The following is a 19,593-nucleotide window of genomic DNA, read 5'->3' as shown; positions in this document are numbered from 1 at the left end:
GCAGGCGAGCGGTTTTCCCGCCCGCCGACGTCCCCCGGGTAGCCTGGCGATCATGTTCGTACTGGAATTGACCTACACCGCGCCCGTCGAGCGGGTCGACGCGCTGATGGAGGCGCACATCGCGTGGCTCGACGCGCAGTACGCCGCCGGGGTGTTCATCGCCTCGGGGCGGAAGAACCCGCGCGACGGGGGCGTCATTCTCGCCACCGGGGCCGACCGCTCCGAGATCGAGAAGATCGCGGCGGCCGACCCCTTCAGCGTCGAGGGCGTGTGCGCGTACCGGATCACGGAGTTCTACGCGACCAAGACGTCCGACGCGCTCGCCCCGTACCGGGAGCGGTTGCCGTCCTAAGGGTCTAGGCGCGGCCCAGGCGTGCGATGCGGCCCTTCTCACCGGAGGCCCAGCAGGAGCCGTCCCGGGTGCAGTCGACCGTGTCGTACGAGCCGGTGTCGATCGTCCGCCAGGTGCGGCCGCCGTCCGTCGTCAGGTCCGTGCCGGTCGGGCCGACGGCGAGCGCGGCGGACCTGCTGTGCGGGAGCCAGGCGACGCCCGAGCGGTAGGCGGGCGGGGGTGCGGCGGCCTGACGCCAGGTGCGACCGGCGTCGCCGGTCACCGCGGCCGCCCGCGGGGACGGCTGGTCCTTGCGGTAGTCGCCGCCGACCGCGAGACCGTGGGTACGGTCACGGAACGCGAGCCCGAAGACGCCCCGCGCCGGATCCCCCGCCGGGATCGTCGATTCGGCGACGGTCCAGGTCAGCCCGCGGTCGGCGGAGTGCAGCACGCGCGCCGCGGCCCCGCCGCCCGTCGCCAGCCACACGTCCCTGGGCCCGGACGAGACCAGGCACTGGCCGCTCGCCGCGAACCCCGCCTCGCCGGGCAGCGCCGCCGGCATCCCCTCGTCCGGGAGCACCGTCCAGGAGCGGCCGCCGTCGCGTGTCGACAGGATGCGGTACTTCCCGTCGACAGGGTCGCTCATCGCGAGTCCGTGCCGGTGGTCGAAGAAGGTCATGCAGTCGTAGAAGGCGCGCGGGTCGGTGTTGCGGAAGGACTCGGTCCAGCTCACCCCGCCGTCCTCCGTGCGGAAGACCCGTGACGCCTCCCCCTCGCCGATCGCCAGGACCACCGCTCTGCGGGCGTCGAACGCCTCGACGTCGCGGAACTCCAGCCCCCCGGCCCCCGGCGGAGACACGTCCCGCCAGGTGCGGCCGCCGTCGCCGGTGCGCAGCACCGTTCCCTTCGAGCCGGCGGCCCAGGCGACCTTCCGGTCCACCGCCGCGAGCCCGCGGAATCGGGCGTCCGTGCCGGTCGGTGTGAGGTGCCAGCCGGCCGCGGGGGTCTCCCCGGCCTGCGCCGGGGACGCCAGGGCCATGGCGAGCGCCGCCCCGGTCAGCCCCACCGAAATCATTCGTCTCGTCTTCCCCATGGACGTCATGGCGCCGGAAGCTAGCCCACCTCGAAGATCCCGTCCAGAGCGCCTCCGGGGTGCCGGGGGCTCCCGCGGGGGCGGTGACACAGCTCACGTCACCCGGCAGTGCACGTTCCCGCCCGATCCTTCGTCTTCCCTAGAGTCAGGGAGACGTCAGGAACCGAAGCCGCGCGACAGGAGCTGGCCTTGTCCACCGTCATCGAGCAGGCCGTCCAGGCCCGCCTGGTCGCATCCGCTCCGCGGATGGAAACCGTCCCCGCCACACTGCGCTACGACCGCGAGGACCCCTTCGCGGTGAGCATGGCCTTCCCGCCGCCCGCGACGCTGGAGGGCGTGGAGGTGTCGTGGGCGTTCGCGCGCGAACTGCTGGCGCGGGGCGTCGACGCGCCGGCGGGGGACGGGGACGTCCGTGTGCGTCCGTACGGCTACGACCGCACCGTCGTGGAGTTCCACGCGCCCGAGGGCGTGGCCGTGGTCCATGTCCGCACCTGCGAACTGCGGCGTTTCCTGGAGCGCTCGCAGCATCTCGTGCCGGCCGGGCGCGAGCACCAGTACCTGGATTGGGACGAGGAGCTGGCGGCGCTCCTGGAGGAGTACTCGTAGGCCCGCGGGCGTAAATCGGTTGTTGCCCGCTCGGCGGCGGGCGTACCGTCCTTTCCTGGCCCTGTTGTCGCCCGATCGGAGAAGGCCGTTGCTCGTCTGAGGTTTCGAGACACCGTGCCGCGCGCGCCCGTTGTGCCGCGTGTGCCGTCTTCGACCTCGGCGTACGAGCCTTGCTCCCTGTCCGCGCCCTCGGTGTCTCACCCGTTGCCCCAGCCCACGCTCACGCAACCGGGAGGCCCCCATGGCGACCCATCCCACGTTCATCACCTGCTCCTCGCTCTCCTTCTCCTGGCCGGACGGCACGGAGGTCCTCGACGACTTCCGGCTCGCGGTCGGGCCCGGCAGGACCGGTCTGATCGGTCTGAACGGCTCCGGCAAGTCCACGCTCCTGAAACTGATCGCCGGCGAGCTGACCCCCACCGAGGGGACCGTCCGCACGGTCGGCGACGTCGGGTATCTGCCGCAAAACCTGGTCCTGGACACCGCGCTGCGGGTCGACGAGGCCCTCGGCATCGCCCGGGCCCGTACCGCGCTGCACGCCATCGAGTCAGGCGATCCCGCCGAGGAGCACTTCGCGGCGGTCGGCGACGACTGGGACGTTGAGGAGCGGGCACTCGCCGCGCTCGACCAGCTCGGCCTGGGTCACATCGGCCTGGACCGCACCATCGGCGAGGTGTCGGGCGGCGAGTCCGTGCTGCTCAGGTTGGCGGCGCTGCTGCTGGCGCGGCCGGACGTCCTGCTGCTCGACGAGCCGACCAACAACCTCGATCTGTCCGCGCGCCGGCGGCTGTACGCGGCGGTGGACGCCTGGTCCGGAGTGCTGGTCGTGGTCAGCCACGACCGTGAACTCCTGGAGCGGGTCGACCAGATCGCCGATCTGCGCGACGGCGAGGTCTCCTGGTACGGAGGCGCGTACTCCGCCTACGAGCAGGCGCTCGCGGCCGAACAGGAGGCGGCGGAACGGATGGTGCGCGTCGCCGAGGCCGATGTGCAGCGGCAGAAGCGCGAACTGTCCGACGCCCACATGAAGTTGGCACGGCGCAAGCGATACGCGCAGAAGAGCGAGCGGAACAAGGTGGTGCCGAAGATCGTCGCGAACAACCGCAAGAGCGAGGCGCAGGTCTCGGCCGGCAAGCACCGCGCCCTGCACGCCGAACGGCTCGACGCGGCGCGGGAGCGGCTCGACGCGGCGGTCGAGGCGGTACGGGACGACGACGAGATCAGGATCGAGCTTCCTCGCACCACGGTCCACCCGGGCCGCGATGTGCTCGAACTGCGCGACGTGAAGCTGCGTCACGGGGCGCGGGTGGCCGGCTGGTTCGAGCTGCGCGGGCCGGAGCGGATCGCTCTCGTCGGCCGGAACGGCTCCGGCAAGACGACGCTGCTGCGGACGATCGCCGGGGAGATTCCGCCGGTGTCGGGCGAGGCGGTGGCGCGGGTGCCGCTGCGGTTCCTGCCGCAACGACTCGACGTCCTGGACGACGCGTTGAGCGTGGTGGAGAACGTGGCCCGGTTCGCGCCCACGGCATCGGTGAACGCGATCAGAGCCCGGCTCGCCCGGTTCCTCTTCAAAGGGGCACGGGCTGATCAGCCGGCCGGCACGCTGTCGGGCGGAGAGCGGTTCCGCGCGACGCTCGCGGCGCTGCTGCTCGCCGAGCCGGCCCCGCAGCTGCTGATGCTGGACGAGCCGACGAACAACCTGGACATGGCGTCCGTCCGGAAGCTGACGGCCGCGCTGGAGGCGTACGAGGGGGCACTGATCGTGGCCAGCCATGACGTGGCGTTCCTGGAGTCGCTCGGCATCACCCGCTGGCTGCTGCTCGACGGCGACCTGCGTCCGACGACGGCCGAGGCCGTACGGGAGGGGCTGCCGCAGGACGCTCTCCGGTGAGACGTCCAGGTCCTGTCCGGCCCTGATCCGCCGGACAGGACCTACCGGGGCGGGCGAGGCCCCGGGCTCGGTGCCGGCGGGGATGAGGACGGGGACGAGTCCGCGGCCATCGCCGCGCGCGCCGTAAATACGCATTCCAGCCGATTCGTCGTCGATCGCACCCGGACTGACCTCCCGGCGAGCCCCGTGAGCTGCGCACATAACAGAACGTAACCGGACATCGCGGAGACGGGCTTGGCCCAGCGCCTTACGGAGCCTTAACCTACGGTTTCGTAACCTACGAGTGCGTAGGTATTTCCGTCCCCCTTCCCCGTCTCTCTGGAGTCCCCGTGACGCTCACCTCTCCCCACCTCGGCAGCTCGACCGGGTGGAGCGACGCCCGCTTGCTGTACGCGCTGGAAGAGGTCGTGGAGAAGGAGCTCAACCGGCACCTCAAGGTCACCAAGGACTGGATGCCGCACGAGTACGTCCCGTGGTCCGACGCCCGGAACTTCCCCGGCTTCTTCGAGGACGGCGAGGCCTGGGACCCGTCCCAGTCCAAGGTCACCGACATCGGCAAGATCGCCCTCGTCGTCAACCTGCTCACCGAGGACAACCTGCCCAGCTACCACCACGAGATCGCCAGCCTCTTCGGCCGCGACGGCGCCTGGGGCACCTGGGTGCACCGCTGGACCGCCGAGGAGGGCCGCCACGGCATCGTGATGCGCGACTATCTGCTGGCCTCGCGCGCGGTCGACCCGGACAAGCTGGAGCAGTTCCGGATGGCGCACATGAGCGAGGGCTTCGAGTCGGACAACCGTCACTCGATGCTGCACTCGGTCGCGTACGTCGCCTTCCAGGAGCTCGCGACCCGCATCTCGCATCGCAACACCGGCCACCAGTCCGGTGACCCGGTCTGCGACCGGATGCTGGCCCGGATCGCCACCGACGAGAACCTGCACATGGTCTTCTACCGCAACCTCCTGGGCGCGGCCTTCGAGCTCGCCCCGGACCTCACCATGCAGGCCGTGCGGGACGTCGTCGTCAACTTCCGGATGCCCGGACACGGCATGCCGGGCTTCGAGCGGGCGGCCGCGCAGATGGCGATCGGCGAGATCTACAACATGCGCATCCACCACGACGACGTCCTGCAGCCGGTGCTCCGCTTCCTCAAGGTCCTTCAGATCGACGGCCTCGGCCCCGAGGGCCTGAAGGCCCAGGAGGAGCTGGGGCTCTACATGAACGGCCTCGACAGCGAGGCCAGCAAGTTCGACGAGAAGCTCGCCGCCCGCAAGGCCCGGATGGCGGCGCGCGCGGCGGGCTGAGCCGCGTACGGCATCACCAGTCCGCCACGGCGTAGTCCTTGAGGAACACCCCCGAGACCGGCTCCCCCGCCTCGCCGCGCACGATCGGGTCGTAGATCCGCGCCGCGCCGTCCACGACGTCGAGCGGGGTACGGGTGCCGGCGGCGGCGATCCGCGCCTTGCGCGGCGCCGGGTTCTCGTCCGTGATCCAGCCCGTGTCCACGCTGCACATGTGCACGCCCCGCTCGGCGAGCTCGGCGGCGCTGGTCCGGGTGAGCATGTTGAGAGCGGCCTTCGCCATGTTGGTGTGGGGGTGCCCGCCCGTCTTGTTGCGTACCGCGAACCGGCCTTCGACGGCCGACACGTTCACGACGTACCGGTGCGGACGCGGGGACGCGAGGAGCAGCGGCAGCAGCCGGTCGCACAGCAGCGTCGGCGCGACGGCGTTGACGAGCTGGGTCTCGAGCAGCTCGGCCGCGTCGAGGTCGCCGAGCCGTACGGACCACGAGTTGGCCACGGAGAGGTCGGGCAGCAGCCCGGCCTCGTCCGGCTCCAGGCCGACCAGGACCGGTACGCGCTCGGCCGTCTCGTAACCCGGTGCGGGGATGACCCCCGGTGGCAGCGCCGCCCGCTCGCCGGCGGCGAGCAGGGCGTACGACTCCGGGGGCCGCCGTATCGTCTGGGCGGCGTTGTTGACGAGTATGTCGAGCGGCCGCCCGTCGGTGAGCAGCCGCTCGCACAGGCCGAGGACCTGGCGGGGGTCGCGCAGATCGATGGCGACCACGGTGAGCCGCTCCAGCCACCGCTCGCTGCCCTCGGCGGCGCGGAAGCGGCGCAGGGTGTCATGGGGGAAACGACTGGTGACGAGCAGCTCGGCACCGTCGCGCAGCATCATCAGGGCGAGCTGGAAGCCGATCTTCACCCGGCCGCCGGTGAGCAGTGCGCGCCGTCCCGTGAGGTCGGTGGAGAGAGCGCGGCGGGCGGTGTTGTCGGCGGCGCAGGGCGGGCAGAGCCGGTGGTAGAACGGGTCGGCCTGTCGATAGGGCGATTTGCAGACGTAGCAGTGGCGGGCCCTGAGGAAAAGGCCCGGGGAGCCGCCGGTCGTCGTCGCGGTGTCCAGGGGCGCGTCCTCCCGCCGGTCGAGCGCCCCGGTCGCGGTACGCGCGCTGAGCGCGGCGTCGGCGGCGGACCGCTCGGCCTTGTGGGCCTTACGGCGCTTGTTGCGGCTCTCGCGGGCGAAGGTCGCGGCCATCTCCTCGCCGCGCATACGGGCGGGATCTCCGAGGGGCAGCGTGCGCAGCCTGCCGATGGTGCGGCCGAAGGCGGCCAACTCCTCGTCGGTGACGGGCGTCTGGTGGGGCTCCATGATCGCGTGATCGTAGTGCGGGAAGGGGCGCGCCGGCATCCGGATATCGGCCCGCCTACCGGCGGTGAGCGGGCGCGCGAGGCACTTCGGCCGGGCGTGTCAGCCCCGCCCGTGCTTCGGCTCTGGGCGCTTCAGCCCCGCCCGTGCTCCGGTCCGGGCGCTTCAGCCCCGCCCGTGCTTCAGCCGGAAACGTTCCTTCTCCGAGAGCCCGCCCCACACGCCGAACCGCTCGTCGTGCGCCAGGGCGTACTCCAGGCACGCCACCCGGCCCTCGCACGCGCCGCACAGCTGCTTCGCCTCGCGCGTCGAGGAGCCGGGGGCCGGGAAGAAGAACTCGGGGCCGGCCTGGGCGCACAGGGCGTTCTCCTGCCAGGACATGTCAAGGTCGGCGGGGACGGCCGGAGCGGTCGGAACGGTCGGAACGGTCCGTACGGTGGTGTCGGTCTGCATGGTGGACACGCTGCCCCGCGGCTGTAAACGGTCCATCAACGTTCGCTCAATGCGGCGCACCGATGTGCGTGCCAGAACATTTCAGCCTCCCGCAGGTGGAGCCCAGGACCTCCCGGGAGGTCCTGGGCATCAGCGGCCGGCGTCGGCGGTGTCCCGGCGGAACAGGGCCGTCCACAGGAACGCCTCGCCGAAGTACGGGGACTCGGGCGGCTCGTCGTTCATGCGGCGCAGTTCGACCTCCGTCAGATCGGAGAAGATCCGGCGCAGGGACTCCGGGGTGTAGGCGAGGCCGCCGTGGAGCGCGGCCTGGCGGTAGAGGTCGGCGTCGGAGATCTCCGAGCCCATGCCGTTCTCGCCGGCCGCGAAACAGGTCAGGGCGAGATGGCCGCCGGGGGCGAGGAGTCGGTCGAGCAGGTCGAGGTAGCTGACGCGTCGGTGGGGCGGCAGGTGGTGGAAGCAGCCGGAGTCGTGGATCACGTCGTACGGTCCGGCCAGGCCGGTCGCGGCGAGCTCGAAGGCGTCGCCCTGGTGGAACCGTATGTCGGCGCCCGCCTCGCGGGCGCGCTCCTCGGCCCAGGCGATGGCCTGCGGGGAGAGATCGACGGCGTCCACCCTGAAGCCGAGGGAGGCCAGGTGGAGGGCGTTGCGGCCGGGGCCGCAACCCAGGTCGAGGGCGCGGCCGCCGGGAGCGATCAGGCCGCGGTCGAGATACGAGACGAGGTTCTCGTCGGGCTTGGCGACGAAGAACGGGACCGCCTTGGAGCGGTCGTCGTAGAAGCCGTCCCACCAGCCCGCCGCGCCGGCCGTCCAGCGGTCCGCCTCCGGTGCGAACAGGCCGTCCAGGAGCTTCAGTACATCGTCGACCGTGCGTATGTTCCGGTCCATCCGGACCCCCCTTTCACGATGGGGAAACGGTAGAACCGATCACGGTGAAAGCCCAGTTCAGTGGCGGGTTCGCCGACGTACGGGCGGGGCGTGCGCGGGCTGTGGCGGGCCCGCGGGCCGGTGCCGTGGCGGCCGCCTTCGGCCGAGTGCACGCGGTTTCGGGCGCCCCCGCCGAGGGCCGCCACGGCGCCGTTCCGGACCGCTCCGGAGCGGGTTTCTCACTCCGTCGCCTTCTTCGCCCGGCTGGGCTGCACGCGCTTCGGCTCCCCCGGCATCTTGGGGTACTCCGGCGGGTACGGCAGGTCGCCCAGGCCGTGGTCGGCCTCGTCTCGCCGGGCCAGGTCGAGCAGGGACTCCAGGCTGAACCGGCGGTCGTCCATGTCCGCGTGGACGTCGCCGGCCTCCGCGTACCGGGCCGGCATGGAGATGATGTCGAAGTCCTCCGGCACCGCGTCGTCGACCTCGTCCCAGCGCAGCGGCGCGGAGACCGGGGCGTGCGGCCGGGGCCGCACCGAGTAGGCGGAGGCGATGGTGCGGTCGCGGGCGGTCTGGTTGTAGTCGACGAAGATCTTCTCGCCGCGCTCCTCCTTCCACCACTTGATGGTCACGTGCTCCGGCATCCGGCGCTCCAGCTCCCGGCCGCAGGCGATCGCCGCCCGGCGCACCTGGGTGAAGGTCCAGCGGGGTTCGATCGGTACGAAGACGTGGAGGCCGCGCCCGCCGGAGGTCTTGGGCCAGCCGCGCAGTCCCGCCTCGTCGAGGACGGCGCGCAGTTCGTGGGCGGCGCGCACGGCGTCGGCGTAGTCGGTGCCGGGCTGCGGGTCGAGGTCGATGCGCAGCTCGTCGGGGTGGTCGGTGTCGTCGCGCCGCACCGGCCAGGGATGGAAGGTGACGGCTCCGAGGTTGGCGGCCCACAGGACGGCGGCGGGTTCGGTCGGACACATCTCGTCGGCCGACCGTCCGCTGGGGAAGGTGATGTGCGCGGTGGGGATCCAGTCGGGGAGGTATTTGGGGGCCCGTTTCTGGAAGAAGGACTCGCCGGTCACGCCGTCGGGGTAGCGCTCCAGGGTGGTGGGGCGGTTCCGCAGCGCGCGGGTGATGCCCTCGCCGACGGCCAGGTAGTAGGTGACCATGTCGAGCTTGGTGTAGCCGCGCTCGGGGAAGTACACCTTGTCCGGATTGGACACGCGTACGGTCCGCTCGCCGACTTCCAGTTCCACCGCTGCCGCCTTGCCTGCCATGCGTGTCAGCGTAGAGCTCGCCGACATTCCCCGCATACCGGACAATCGACCCATGGATCTGCCGGTGATGCCGCCCGTGAAACCGATGCTGGCCAAGTCGGTGAAGAAGATTCCGCCCGGCATGCAGTACGAGGCCAAGTGGGACGGCTTCCGCGCCATCGTGCACCGCGACGGCCCGGAGCTGGTCATCGGCAGCCGTACGGGCAAACCGCTGACCCGCTACTTCCCCGAGCTGGTCGAGGCGCTGCCGCCCCGGCTGCCGGAGCGGTGCGTGGTCGACGGGGAGATCGTGATCGAGCATGCCGGGCGCCTCGACTTCGACCGCCTCACCGAACGCATCCACCCCGCCGACTCGCGGGTGCGGATGCTGGCCGTGAAGACCCCCGCGCGGTTCGTCGCGTTCGATCTGCTCGCCCTCGGGGACGAATCCCTGCTCGACACCCCGCTGACCGAGCGTCGGGCCGCCCTCGAGGAGGCACTGGGCGGGGTGGAGCCACCGGTCCACCTGGCTCCGGCGACCACGGATCCGGAGCTGGCGGCGCGCTGGTTCGAGCAGTACGAAGGGGCGGGCCTCGACGGGGTGATCGCCAAGCCCCTGGATCTGCCGTACCGGCCGGACGCCCGTCTGATGTACAAGATCAAGCACGAGCGGACGGCCGATGTGGTGGTGGCCGGCTACCGCCTCCACAAGAGCGGTCCGGTCGTCGGCTCGCTGCTGCTCGGTCTCTACGACGACCTCGGCGTCCTCCAGCACGTCGGTGTCTGCGCGGCCTTCACCGCCCGGCGGCGCGAGGAACTGGTCACGGAGCTGGAACCGCTGCGGATGGACCCGCCCGACGGCCACCCGTGGGCGATGTGGACGGACGAGTCCGCGCACGCCGGGGCCCGGCTCCCGGGGGCGCCGAGCCGCTGGTCGGGAAAGAAGGACCTGTCCTGGGTGGCGCTGCGGCCGGAGCTGGTCTGCGAGGTCGGGTACGACCACATGGAGGGCGACCGGTTCCGCCACACGGCTCAGTTCAAGCGGTGGCGGCCTGACCGTACGCCGGAGTCCTGCGGGTACGCGCAGCTGGAGGAGCCGGTCTCGTACGACCTCTCCGAGGTGTTCGCACCGGTTCAGCCGTAGAGCGCCTCGATCTCCGCCGCGTAGGCGGCCGTCACGGCGTGCCGCTTGACCTTGAGGGACGGGGTCAGCATCCCGTTCTCCTCGGTGAACTCGCCCGGCACGATACGGAACCGGCGGATCGACTCGGCCTGGGAGACGGCCCGGTTGGCGTGGTCGACGGCCTTCTGGACGTCGGCGATCAGCTCCGGATCGTCGCGGAGCTCCGCCACCGGGGTGTCCAGGGGCCGTTTGCGGACGGCCAGCCAGTGCCGTACGGCCTCGGGTTCGAGGGTGACGAGCGCCGCGACGTAGTGGCGGTTGTCGCCGATGACGAGGCACTGACCGACGGGCGGGCGACTGCGCAGTCGGTCCTCCAGGACGGCCGGGGAGACGTTCTTGCCGCCGGAGGTGACGATGATGTCCTTCTTGCGGCCGGTGATGACGAGATAGCCGTCGTCGTCGAGGGCGCCGAGGTCGCCGGTGGCGAACCAGCCGTCCCGCAGCACCTCTTCGGTGGCGGAGGGGTTGTTCCAGTACGCGGTGAAGACGATGGGGCCCTTGATCAGCACCTCGCCGTCGTCGGCGATGCGTACGGCCGTGCCGGGGACGGGCCGGCCGACGGTCCCGGGCCGGGGCCTCAGGGGCGGCGTGACGGTGGCGGCGGCGGTGGTCTCGGTCAGGCCGTAGCCCTCGTAGACGAGGATGCCGGCGGCGTAGAAGAAGAGACTGAGGCGACGGTCGAGAGGGGAGCCGCCGCTGATGGCGTACCGCAGCCTGCCGCCGAGCTCCTTGCGGACACGGCGGTAGACGAGCAGGTCGTACAGGGCCCAGGCGGCGGTGAGGCCGGGCCCGGGGCGACGGCCGTTGCCGAGGAAGTGGTCGATCGCCGCCTGCCCGAAGCGTACGGCGACGGAGTCGGCGCGGTCGAAGGAGGCGCCGCGGCCGAGTTTCTCGGCGGTGGCGCGGCCGGTGTCATGGATCTTCTCGAAGAGATAGGGCACGCCGACGAGGAAGGTCGGCCTGAACCGGCGCAGCTCCGGCCGCAGTTCCCGGGGGTCGATGCTGGGGAAGTGGCCGAGTTCGATCCGCGCCATGAGGCAGGCGATCTGGAGGGCCCGGCCGAGGATGTGCGCGAGCGGGAGGAAGAGGAGGGTCGAGGCGGTCTGCCCGGTGACCTCCGTGAAGACCGGATGCAGCAGCTCGACGGTCGCGGACGCCTCGGCGTGGAGGTTGCCGTGGGTGAGGACGCAGCCCTTCGGACGGCCGGTGGTGCCGGAGGTGTAGCAGAGGGTGGCGATGGTGTCCGGGGTGAGGGCGGAGCGGCGCTGGTTCACCACCTCGTCCGGCGTCCCGCTGCCGAGGGAGGCGAGTTCGGCCAGGCCGCCGGAGTCGGTCTCCCAGACGCGGGGCGGTTCGGGCAGCGTGCGGGCCGCTTCCAGGACCGCGGCGGTGTGTGCGTGGCTCTCGGTGACGACGTGGCGGGCCCCGGAGTCCCGCAGGATCCACGCGATCTGTTCGGGTGCGGAGGTCGCGTAGACGGGGACGGTCTGTCCGCCGGCCGCCCAGACGGCGAAGTCGAGTACGGCCCACTCGTAGCTGGTGCGCGCCATCAGCGCCACCCGGCCCCCGGGTTCGAGTCCGGCGGCGACGAGCCCCTTCGCCGCGGCGGTGACGGGCCGCCAGTCCCCGTGGCGCCGACGGCGCATGACGACGGCGCCGGGATCCTCCGCGGCATGGTCGAAAGGGATGTCGGCGGGGGTGCCGGCCGGCACCGCCGCGGAGGAGAGGGGCGTGCGCGCCTCCCGAACGACACCGTTCTCGTCCCGGACCAGCTCGACCGGGAACCGGTCGGCGAGATCGCTGCGCTTCCTGGCCTGCTTCAGATCCTTGCGTACGCCCATCGGGACTCCTGTTCGCGGGGTGCGGCGGGGAGTTGCCTGGATCTCCGGACTGACTTCGGAGTCAACTTACTAGGGCGTAACAAGAATTCAACCGTCCGGACGCGTTCATCTCGCCCCCCCGGCCCGCCGGGAGCGCGCTACGGGACGGGGGCGGGCGCGCCGGCCTGTTCCGGGATCGCGGTCTCCCCCTCGGCCTTGCGGCCCGGGCGCACCCGGTCCCACAGGGATCCGCAGCGCCGGTCCAGCCACAGCAGCAGGACGGTCGGGGCGAACACCGCGTCGGCGGCGATCATCACCATCGAGAAGTACGGCAGACCCATCAGCACCCAGATGCCGATGTGCTCGCCGATCATCAGCACGAGCAGGACGTTCTTCACCTTGCGCCGCATCAGGGCGAACGGGAACGCGACCTGGATCGCGACGGTTCCGTAGGTCATCACCAGCGAGAGCAGCGCGTTGCCGCTCAGCGCGTGGCTGAGGGCGGGCCAGGGCGTCAGGAACTCCAGATGGGTGGCGTAGTAGACGGCGGAGCCGTTCTGCCAGGTGGTTCCCTGGATCTTGTACCAGCCGGCGCTCGCGTACACGAGACAGATCTGCGCCCCGATGACGAACAGGGCCCCGTTGTGCACCAGGTGGGCGATCCGGTCGCAGACCTGACGGGCGGCGCCGTCCCCACCCCGTGCGCGACCGGCCCACCACCAGACGCCCTGGACGACCCAGAGCCCGCCCAGCAGCGCGATCCAGCCCGCCGAGAACAGTCCGGCGAGCGCGAGCGGGGCGAGCAGGGCACCGAGCAGCGCCCAGAGCAGGACCCCCGGCGTATCGCGGTCCCCGGCTCCGCGCCGCGACGCGCGGCGCGCGTCGAGCGACCAGACCTGGGCGCAGCGGGTGAAGAGCAGATAGAGCGCGAGGATGTGCAGAAGCCGGTCCCCGGCGGTGGTGACGTAGTCGTTGCGGTGCTGGAAGGACAGCATGCACAGCACGAAGACGACGGAACTCGCACGAGTGCGCCAGCCGAGGAGGAGAGCGACCGCGGCGGCGACGGCGAGGAGGTAGAACACCTCGAAGTACGCCTGGCCCTCCCACCACAGCAGAGCCGAGAAGCCCTTCTCGGGCGGGACGCCGCGCTCGGCCATCGCGCGGCTCCAGGCCGCGTCGGGGCCGTAGATCGCCGCCCGGTCGGGCCAGTGCCGCAGCAGGTAGACGAGCCAGACCGCCGCGAGGCCGATGCGCAGGACGGCGGTCTGGTAGGGGGCGTACGAGGTGGCCGCGGCCCGCTCGTACCAGCGCCGCGCGGTGGTGTCGCTCATCGTGCGCCCGCCTCTCCCGTGAGGTCTTCGCGGGTCACCCGGATCCAGGGGTGCTCCTGGCTCGTGGGGGCGGCGGGGACGGGCTTGGCCGCCCACCGAGGCGGCGTGACGGTGGTGGTGACGGTACGGAACTGGATGTGGTCGGGTACGTCGCCCGCGGTGTGCCGGCTCAGCGGCCCGAGGGCGAGACGCTTGAGGAAGCGCTCGTACAGGACGCCCTCGGCTCCGATCGGCCGGCCGGAGTCGTCGTGGTAGCGGCTGTAGTCCCGCCAGCCCTGCCGGATCTGGTCCATGGTCACGGTGGGCAGGAGGCTGCCGCGCAGCTCGGCGAGGTCGAGGGCGGTGAGGTCGACCCACGGGGTGGTGCGTGCCGTGCCGTCGGCGGAGCCGGTCCGCGCGCGGGCCAGGATCCGGGTGTTGCGGTCCCCCGGGTCCGGCGCGAACACCCGCCAGCTCTGAGACAACTCCGGTCCCACATAGCCGTGGATCGTCCGGCCGTACTGCTTGCTCACCGCGTTCTCGGGCGCCACGTGGAAGAAGACCATCCCCAGATGGACGAGGACGGCGCCGACGACGACGACCGCCGCCGCCTCGACCAAGAGGCGTGCCCAGCGCGACTCCGCTGCTGGCTCCATGCGGATTCCTCAGCTTCCCTTCCCGACGGACGCCCGCTGCTCCGCGTTCCGGCGGTGGGCGGCCTCGTCGAAGGCCGGCTCCGGCTCCGCTCTCGAACTCCTGTGGCCGGGCCCGCGTACGAACCGAACCCGACCAGGCCCCCCTGCCGGACGCGGAGCGCGGCCTGCTGCGACCGCGCGTCCTCGACCTTCTCGTTCGCCAGCATGCTACGTGAGCGCTCGGGTGCGTTCCGGCGCCTCCCCACCCGCCGAACAGCTGCGCGGAGGGGTGAGATGCTTCACATTCGGCGACCGCCGGCCCACCGCCGGAAGCGGAATCTCGGCTCTTCGTTCGGTGGACTGCCGAGCGATCCGGATCACCGGTTCGCCAGGAAGATCGGCCAGCGCGCCACGCACCTGCGGGAACGTCCCGCGCCCGCCGCCGGCCCGTCGGGCGCGCGAGGGCCCGACCGATCCGTACGCCGTGCCGAACGGCCCCGAGACCGTTGCACCGTGGAGACATCCCCGTCGGCGAAACCGCATCCTCATCCGGTACGTATGTAAGGAGACCCCGCCTCCACAACGGACCCACAAGGACTGACCCGTGATCACCTCGCCCTCGCGCCTCGTTCCCGTTCCGATCCCCGACCGCGTGGCCGCGATGATCGGTTCCTGCCTGCCCCTGCACGTCCTGCAGGCGGAAGTCGACGCCGACAGCGCGGCTCGCGAGGTGTACCGGTTCCGCGGGCCGCTGTGCGCGGAGGACCACGCGGACCGCGAGCACGCCCTGGCCACGCTGGCCCGAGCCAACAAGATCCTTGCGAAGCATCACCCCCTGCTGCCGGTCCGCCCGATGTGACCGGACGACTGGGGCCTCGCTCGTCGACGTGCGGCCGCGGCCGGACGCCGTACCGGTTCGGCCGTCCCCCGCATGCGCGGTGAACCGCCCGGTGTGAGGCTGCCAGGGTGACGACCCTCAGCGAAGCCGCGCCCGCGCCCCCGGCCGCCGAGCCGCCCGTGCTCGACAGCCGTCGCCGCAACATCGTCTTCGGGACGATCATGCTGGGCGTGCTCCTGGCCGCGCTCGACCAGACGATCGTGGGCACGGCCCTGCCGACCATCGTCTCGGACCTGGGCGGCGCCGCCCACATGTCGTGGGTGGTCACCGCCTATCTGCTGGCGGAGACGGTGGCCACCGTCCTCGTCGGCAAGTTCGGGGATCTTTTCGGCCGCAAGGTGATCTTCCAGATCTCCGCGATCGTCTTCATCACCGGTTCGTTCCTCTGCGGACTCGCCACCAACATGACGCTGCTGATCGTCTGGCGCGGACTGCAGGGCATCGGCGCCGGCGGGCTGATGGTCACCTCGATGGCGCTGATCGCCGATGTGATCCCGCTGCGCGACCGTGGAAAGTACCAGGGCGCCATCGGCGCCGTCTTCGGCGTCTCCACCGTCATCGGCCCCCTGCTCGGCGGACTCTTCACCGACCATCTGAGCTGGCGCTGGGCGTTCTACGTCAACGTCCCGATCGCGATCCTGGTCGTCATCGCCGCCGCCCGCACCATCCCCTCCGTACGCTCCGTGAGCCGCCCGGTCATCGACTACGCCGGCATCGCGCTGGTCGCCGCCGGCTCCAGCGCCCTGATTCTCGCGACCAGTTGGGGCGGCAACGAGTACGCCTGGGGTTCGGGGGTCATCATCGGGCTCTTCGCCGGCGGTCTGATCGCCCTCGCGCTGTTCTGCCGGGTGGAGACCCGGGCGGCCGAACCGATGCTGCCCATGCGGCTGTTCGCCAATCCGGTCTTCACCGTCTGCTCCGTGCTCAGCTTCGTCGTCGGCTTCGCCATGCTCGGCGCGATGACCTTCCTGCCGTCCTATCTGCAGTACGTCGACGGGGACTCGGCCACCGTCTCCGGCATCCGCACCCTCCCCATGGTCGTCGGCCTGCTCATCGCCTCGATCTTCAGCGGCAACGTGGTCAGCAAGACCGGCAGCTACCGGATCTTCCCGATCCTCGGCTGCGCGGTGATGGGTCTCGGCCTCTACCTGCTCTCCCTCATGGGGACGGACACCAGCACCTGGCTGGAGTCGCTGTACATGTTCGTGCTCGGTGCCGGCATCGGTCTGTGCATGCAGGTGCTCACCATCGCCGTGCAGAACACCGTCGAGTACGCCGACCTCGGCACCGCCACCTCGGGCGTCACCTTCTTCCGTACTCTCGGCAGCTCCTTCGGCACGGCCGTCTTCGGCACGATCTACACGAACGCGCTGCGGCCGAACCTCACGGAGGGGGTGGGTTCGGCGGCCGCGGTCTCCGGCACCCAGGATCCGTCCGTGATCGCGCGGGCCGCCGAGAGCCCGTCCGGGCTCCACGGGCTGCCGGACGACACGGCGGCGCCGATCGTCCAGGCGTACGCGGACACCCTTCACACGGTGTTCCTCTGGACGGTGCCCGTCGCCGTCATCGGCTTCGTCGTGGCCCTGTTCCTCAAACAGGTGACGCTCCGGGACACGGCCCGGGCCTCGGCACCCGACATGGGCGAGGGCTTCGGCTCCCCCACCACGGCGGGCGACTCGGCGAAGCTGCTCGAACTCTCCATCGGCCGGATCATGCGGCAGGCCGATCTGGACACCGCGCGCCGGATCGTCGCCGGCTCCGACACCCGGCTCGACCCGGCGGGCGCGTGGGCCGTGATGCAGGTCGAGCTCTTCACCCGGCTGGTCGGACACGCGAGTCTCGGCCTGATCGCGGCGGGGCGCCGGGTGCCGCCGGAGGTACTGCTTCCGGTGTTCGACCGGATGGTGGAGGAAGGGTTCCTCACCCGGGACGGCAATCTGCTCTCCCACACGCCGGCCGGCAAACGGGAGGCCGACATCATCACGCGCGCCTGGTCGGACTGGCTGAGCGACCGGATCGAGCGGGAGCGGGGCCGCCCGAGCGGACCCGAGCTGCGGGCGGCGACGGACGCGATCGCCAAGAAGCTCATCGCGGAGGACCTGGCGAACGGCCTGCCGTCGGGCCGACGTGAGCCGGTGGGCGCCACGGCGCGCTGAGCGGGGGGGTGGGCCGCGTTCCGCCCGGACCGGTGGCGCGTCGCGTTCCGCCCGGTCCGGTCAGACCGCAGGGCAGTCAGTCCCCGTCGATGAAGTCGCCGTCCACGTACACCCAGGCGCCCTCATGGCGGGCGAAGCGACTGCGCTCGTGGAGGGAGCCGGGGGCGCCGCCGTGGGTGTAGCGGGCGACGAACGTGACGGTCCCGGCCTGGTGGAACGCGCTGCCGTCCGTCGTGTCCCGGATCTCCAGCCCCGTCCAGCGCATCGACGGATCGAAGTCGACCTCGCCCGGCCGTGTCGCCGGCGCCCAGGTACGCAGCAGATACGGCTCGTCGCGGACGACGAAGGCGCTGTAGCGGGAGCGCATGAGGAGTTCGGCGGTGGGGGCCGCGGCGGTGCCGGCGTGGAAGCGTCCGCAGCACTCGCCGTAGGAGGCGGCGAGGCCGCACGGGCAGGGCGAGTCCCCGGTCACGGACGGCGCGGCGGGCTTCGCGACGGGCTTCTTGGGGCGGGTGTTGCGTCGGGACATGGGCCCATTGTGTCCCGGGCGCCGGGGGACGGGATCGCGCCATGTGTGCGAAGGGGCCCGCACGATGCTTCCGGGCGCCGATGGGCGCCCGTATGCTCCTGCGCCGGACCTGAGGGTTACCACCGGTAAAGGGGTTGGGGCATGGAGCGTGCGTCGAGTTCACGTCGGACCTTCGTGGCGGGCGCCGCCGCCGTCACGAGCGCGGTCGCCTTCGGAGCCGTACCGGCGGCGGGCGAGGCGCGAGCGTCGACCGGCGGGACGTCGCCCGCGTCCGTCGCCGTCCTCGGCGGCGGGGTCGCGGGTCTCACCGCCGCCCATGAACTGGCCGAACGCGGCTTCCGTGTCACCGTCTACGAGCGCCGGGCGCTGGGCGGCAAGGCCCGCTCCATGGACGTGCCCGACAGCGCACGCGGTGGGCGGCGGCCGCTCCCCGCCGAACACGGCTTCCGCTTCATCCCCGGCATCTACCACAACCTCCCGGACACGATGCGGCGCATCCCCTTCCCCGGGAACCCCAACGGCGTCTGGGACAACCTCGTCGCCCCGGCCGAGATGGCGTTCGCCCGCACCGGCCGCGAGGACCTGCGCATCCCCCTTCCCTGGCCGGGCCACCGGCCCGCCGAGCTCACGCTCGACGAGATCAGCCGCGCCCTGACCGCCCTCATGGAGACCGCCGTCTCCATCCCGCTCCACGAGAGCGCGTACTTCGTCAACCGCTTCCTCGTCTTCCTCACCAGCTGTGACGAGCGCCGTGACGAGACGTGGGAGCGGACCCCCTGGTGGGACTTCCTGCGGGCCGAGCGGATGAGCTACGACTACCAGCGCATCCTGGCCGTCGGTCTCACCCGCAACATCGTGGCGACCAAGGCCGAGGAGGCCAGCACCCGCACGGTCGCCACGCTCCTGGAGGCCTTCGCCTTCAACGCTCTGGGGCGCGGCGCCGACGGGCCCCTGGACCGGATCCTCGACCTGCCCACCAACGAAGCCTGGATCGACCCGTGGGTGGCCCATCTGACCCGCCTGGGCGTGGAGTTCCGCGTCGGCTGGACCGTACGCGAGATGGCTTACGACTCAGGGGCGGGCCGGATCGGCGCCGCGGTGGTCGAGGACCCGCGGGGGGTCCGGCGGTCGGTGACCGCCGACCACTACATCTCCGCGATGCCGGTGGAACACGCCCGTCGGACCTGGGGCGCCGCGCTGCGGGCGGCGGATCCGCAGCTGGCGCGGTGCGACCGGCTGGCGACCGACTGGATGACGGGCATTCAGTTCTATCTGACCGAGCGCGCCCCGCTGCTCGCCGGACACGCCAACCTCATCGACTCGCCCTGGTCCCTCACCTCCATCCAGCAGGCGGGTCACTGGCCGTCGCGTGACTTCCCGGCCGACTACGGCGACGGGGCGGTCGTCGACTGTCTCTCGGTGGACATCTCGGAGTGGGACCGGCCCGGCATCCTCTACGGCAGGACCGCCAAGCAGTGCACCCGCACGGAGGTCGCCCGGGAGGTGTGGGCGCAGCTGAAGGCCGCGTTCAACGACACCGGCCGTACGGTGTTGAAGGACAGCGCCCTGCACTCCTGGTTCCTCGACCCGGGTGTGGACGGCCTCGGCACGCCGAACCCGACCAACGACGACCAGCTCCTCATCCACCCGGTCGGCACCTTCCACAACCGCCCGCGGGCCGCCACGAGGATCCCGAACTTCTACCTGGCCGGCGACTACGTGGCCGTCGACATCGACCTGGCCACCATGGAGGGCGCCAACGCCTCCGCTCGCCAGGCCGTGAACGCCCTGCTCGACCGTGCGCACTCCTCCGTCGCCCGCTGCACGGTCACACCGCTCTTCCGCGCCCCGGAGCTGGAGGGGCTCAAGCGGCACGACCGGCTGCGTTACCGGCTCGGCCTGCGCAACGCGCTCGACGTGGGCTGAACCTCCGAAGG

17 protein-coding genes are annotated in these 19,593 nt (G+C 71.6%); 8 read left to right on the top strand and 9 right to left on the bottom strand.

The window, feature by feature from the left end; all coding sequences use genetic code 11:
* The first annotated feature begins 52 nt into the window (after positions 1-52).
* A complete protein-coding gene (locus ABZY12_RS06750) occupies positions 53-352 on the top strand; it encodes a YciI family protein (protein ID WP_356887865.1) in 300 nt (99 codons plus the stop codon).
* 4 nt (positions 353-356) lie between these two features.
* Here the strand turns inward: ABZY12_RS06750 and ABZY12_RS06745 are convergent, their stop codons facing one another.
* Positions 357-1,433 carry an oxidoreductase gene (locus ABZY12_RS06745; RefSeq protein WP_356887863.1) on the bottom strand — a complete coding sequence of 359 codons (1,077 nt, stop codon included), beginning with the start codon at positions 1,431-1,433 and terminating at the stop codon, positions 357-359.
* 180 nt (positions 1,434-1,613) lie between these two features.
* Here ABZY12_RS06745 and ABZY12_RS06740 point away from each other — a divergent pair, with 180 nt between their 5' ends.
* The 3 genes from ABZY12_RS06740 (at position 1,614) to ABZY12_RS06730 (ending at position 5,225) form a co-directional block, all read left to right on the top strand.
* Entirely contained in the window at positions 1,614-2,030 is a 417-nt protein-coding gene (locus tag ABZY12_RS06740) for an SsgA family sporulation/cell division regulator (protein ID WP_356887861.1), read from the top strand.
* A 241-nt stretch (positions 2,031-2,271) separates the two neighbouring features.
* Entirely contained in the window at positions 2,272-3,921 is a 1,650-nt protein-coding gene (locus ABZY12_RS06735; protein ID WP_356887859.1) for an ABC-F family ATP-binding cassette domain-containing protein, read from the top strand.
* 329 nt (positions 3,922-4,250) lie between these two features.
* Positions 4,251-5,225 carry an acyl-ACP desaturase gene (locus tag ABZY12_RS06730; RefSeq protein WP_356887857.1) on the top strand — a complete coding sequence of 325 codons (975 nt, stop codon included), beginning with the start codon at positions 4,251-4,253 and terminating at the stop codon, positions 5,223-5,225.
* A gap of 13 nt (positions 5,226-5,238) precedes the next feature.
* On the opposite strand, the gene ABZY12_RS06725 is transcribed toward ABZY12_RS06730, so the two are convergent.
* The 4 genes from ABZY12_RS06725 to ligD all read right to left on the bottom strand — a co-directional run bounded on the left by ABZY12_RS06725 (position 5,239) and on the right by ligD (position 9,146).
* Positions 5,239-6,570 (bottom strand): SDR family oxidoreductase, encoded by a 1,332-nt coding sequence (locus ABZY12_RS06725; RefSeq protein WP_356887855.1) that lies wholly within the window; start codon positions 6,568-6,570, stop codon positions 5,239-5,241.
* A gap of 162 nt (positions 6,571-6,732) precedes the next feature.
* Entirely contained in the window at positions 6,733-6,948 is a 216-nt protein-coding gene (locus ABZY12_RS06720) for a WhiB family transcriptional regulator (RefSeq protein WP_356888133.1), read from the bottom strand.
* 201 nt (positions 6,949-7,149) lie between these two features.
* Positions 7,150-7,905 (bottom strand): class I SAM-dependent methyltransferase, encoded by a 756-nt coding sequence (locus tag ABZY12_RS06715; protein ID WP_356887853.1) that lies wholly within the window; start codon positions 7,903-7,905, stop codon positions 7,150-7,152.
* A 218-nt stretch (positions 7,906-8,123) separates the two neighbouring features.
* On the bottom strand, positions 8,124-9,146 hold the full coding sequence (gene ligD, locus ABZY12_RS06710; RefSeq protein ID WP_356887851.1) for a non-homologous end-joining DNA ligase: 1,023 nt from the start codon (positions 9,144-9,146) through the stop codon (positions 8,124-8,126).
* 52 nt (positions 9,147-9,198) lie between these two features.
* Between ligD and ABZY12_RS06705 the strand changes: the two genes are divergently transcribed.
* Entirely contained in the window at positions 9,199-10,269 is a 1,071-nt protein-coding gene (locus ABZY12_RS06705) for an ATP-dependent DNA ligase (protein WP_356887849.1), read from the top strand.
* Here ABZY12_RS06705 and ABZY12_RS06700 read toward each other — a convergent pair.
* From ABZY12_RS06700 to ABZY12_RS06690, 3 genes are all read right to left on the bottom strand, one after another.
* On the bottom strand, positions 10,260-12,149 hold the full coding sequence (locus ABZY12_RS06700; RefSeq protein ID WP_356887847.1) for an AMP-dependent synthetase/ligase: 1,890 nt from the start codon (positions 12,147-12,149) through the stop codon (positions 10,260-10,262). The two genes, ABZY12_RS06705 and ABZY12_RS06700, sit on opposite strands and share 10 nt — an antisense overlap.
* A gap of 137 nt (positions 12,150-12,286) precedes the next feature.
* A complete protein-coding gene (locus tag ABZY12_RS06695) occupies positions 12,287-13,459 on the bottom strand; it encodes an HTTM domain-containing protein (protein WP_356887845.1) in 1,173 nt (390 codons plus the stop codon).
* Positions 13,456-14,094, bottom strand: a complete 639-nt coding sequence (locus ABZY12_RS06690; RefSeq protein WP_356887843.1) for a DUF5819 family protein — start codon at positions 14,092-14,094, stop codon at positions 13,456-13,458. The genes ABZY12_RS06695 and ABZY12_RS06690 overlap by 4 nt, the downstream gene beginning before the upstream one ends.
* Before the next feature lie 586 nt (positions 14,095-14,680).
* On the opposite strand from ABZY12_RS06690, the gene ABZY12_RS06685 reads away from it, so the two are divergent.
* Both ABZY12_RS06685 and ABZY12_RS06680 read left to right on the top strand, forming a co-directional pair.
* Complete coding sequence (locus ABZY12_RS06685) at positions 14,681-14,932, top strand: hypothetical protein (protein ID WP_356888131.1); 252 nt, start codon at positions 14,681-14,683, stop codon at positions 14,930-14,932.
* Between the two features lie 107 nt (positions 14,933-15,039).
* Entirely contained in the window at positions 15,040-17,127 is a 2,088-nt protein-coding gene (locus ABZY12_RS06680) for an MDR family MFS transporter (protein WP_356887841.1), read from the top strand.
* Between the two features lie 76 nt (positions 17,128-17,203).
* On the opposite strand, the gene ABZY12_RS06675 is transcribed toward ABZY12_RS06680, so the two are convergent.
* Complete coding sequence (locus tag ABZY12_RS06675; RefSeq protein WP_356887839.1) at positions 17,204-17,656, bottom strand: YchJ family protein; 453 nt, start codon at positions 17,654-17,656, stop codon at positions 17,204-17,206.
* A gap of 141 nt (positions 17,657-17,797) precedes the next feature.
* Here ABZY12_RS06675 and ABZY12_RS06670 point away from each other — a divergent pair, with 141 nt between their 5' ends.
* A complete protein-coding gene (locus ABZY12_RS06670) occupies positions 17,798-19,582 on the top strand; it encodes an FAD-dependent oxidoreductase (protein WP_356887837.1) in 1,785 nt (594 codons plus the stop codon).
* The last annotated feature ends 11 nt before the right edge of the window (positions 19,583-19,593 follow it).

It is taken from the genome of Streptomyces sp. NPDC006551, assembly GCF_040611675.1.
Taxonomy (GTDB): Bacteria; Actinomycetota; Actinomycetes; order Streptomycetales; family Streptomycetaceae; genus Streptomyces.
Note: the sequence above shows the minus strand (reverse complement) of the source record. Positions and strands in the feature narration are given on the sequence as shown.

Excerpts from the sequence above, each read along its gene's own strand:
- ABZY12_RS06750 (WP_356887865.1), top strand. The coding sequence starts at position 53 with ATGTTCGTACTGGAATTGACCTACACCGCGCCCGTCGAGCGGGTCGAC.
- ABZY12_RS06745 (WP_356887863.1), bottom strand. The coding sequence starts at position 1,433 with ATGACGTCCATGGGGAAGACGAGACGAATGATTTCGGTGGGGCTGACC.
- ABZY12_RS06735 (WP_356887859.1), top strand. The coding sequence starts at position 2,272 with ATGGCGACCCATCCCACGTTCATCACCTGCTCCTCGCTCTCCTTCTCC.
- ABZY12_RS06725 (WP_356887855.1), bottom strand. The coding sequence starts at position 6,570 with ATGGAGCCCCACCAGACGCCCGTCACCGACGAGGAGTTGGCCGCCTTC.
- ABZY12_RS06720 (WP_356888133.1), bottom strand. The coding sequence starts at position 6,948 with ATGTCCTGGCAGGAGAACGCCCTGTGCGCCCAGGCCGGCCCCGAGTTC.
- ABZY12_RS06715 (WP_356887853.1), bottom strand. The coding sequence starts at position 7,905 with ATGGACCGGAACATACGCACGGTCGACGATGTACTGAAGCTCCTGGAC.
- ligD (WP_356887851.1), bottom strand. The coding sequence starts at position 9,146 with ATGGCAGGCAAGGCGGCAGCGGTGGAACTGGAAGTCGGCGAGCGGACC.
- ABZY12_RS06705 (WP_356887849.1), top strand. The coding sequence starts at position 9,199 with ATGGATCTGCCGGTGATGCCGCCCGTGAAACCGATGCTGGCCAAGTCG.
- ABZY12_RS06700 (WP_356887847.1), bottom strand. The coding sequence starts at position 12,149 with ATGGGCGTACGCAAGGATCTGAAGCAGGCCAGGAAGCGCAGCGATCTC.
- ABZY12_RS06695 (WP_356887845.1), bottom strand. The coding sequence starts at position 13,459 with ATGAGCGACACCACCGCGCGGCGCTGGTACGAGCGGGCCGCGGCCACC.
- ABZY12_RS06690 (WP_356887843.1), bottom strand. The coding sequence starts at position 14,094 with ATGGAGCCAGCAGCGGAGTCGCGCTGGGCACGCCTCTTGGTCGAGGCG.
- ABZY12_RS06675 (WP_356887839.1), bottom strand. The coding sequence starts at position 17,656 with ATGTCCCGACGCAACACCCGCCCCAAGAAGCCCGTCGCGAAGCCCGCC.
- ABZY12_RS06670 (WP_356887837.1), top strand. The coding sequence starts at position 17,798 with ATGGAGCGTGCGTCGAGTTCACGTCGGACCTTCGTGGCGGGCGCCGCC.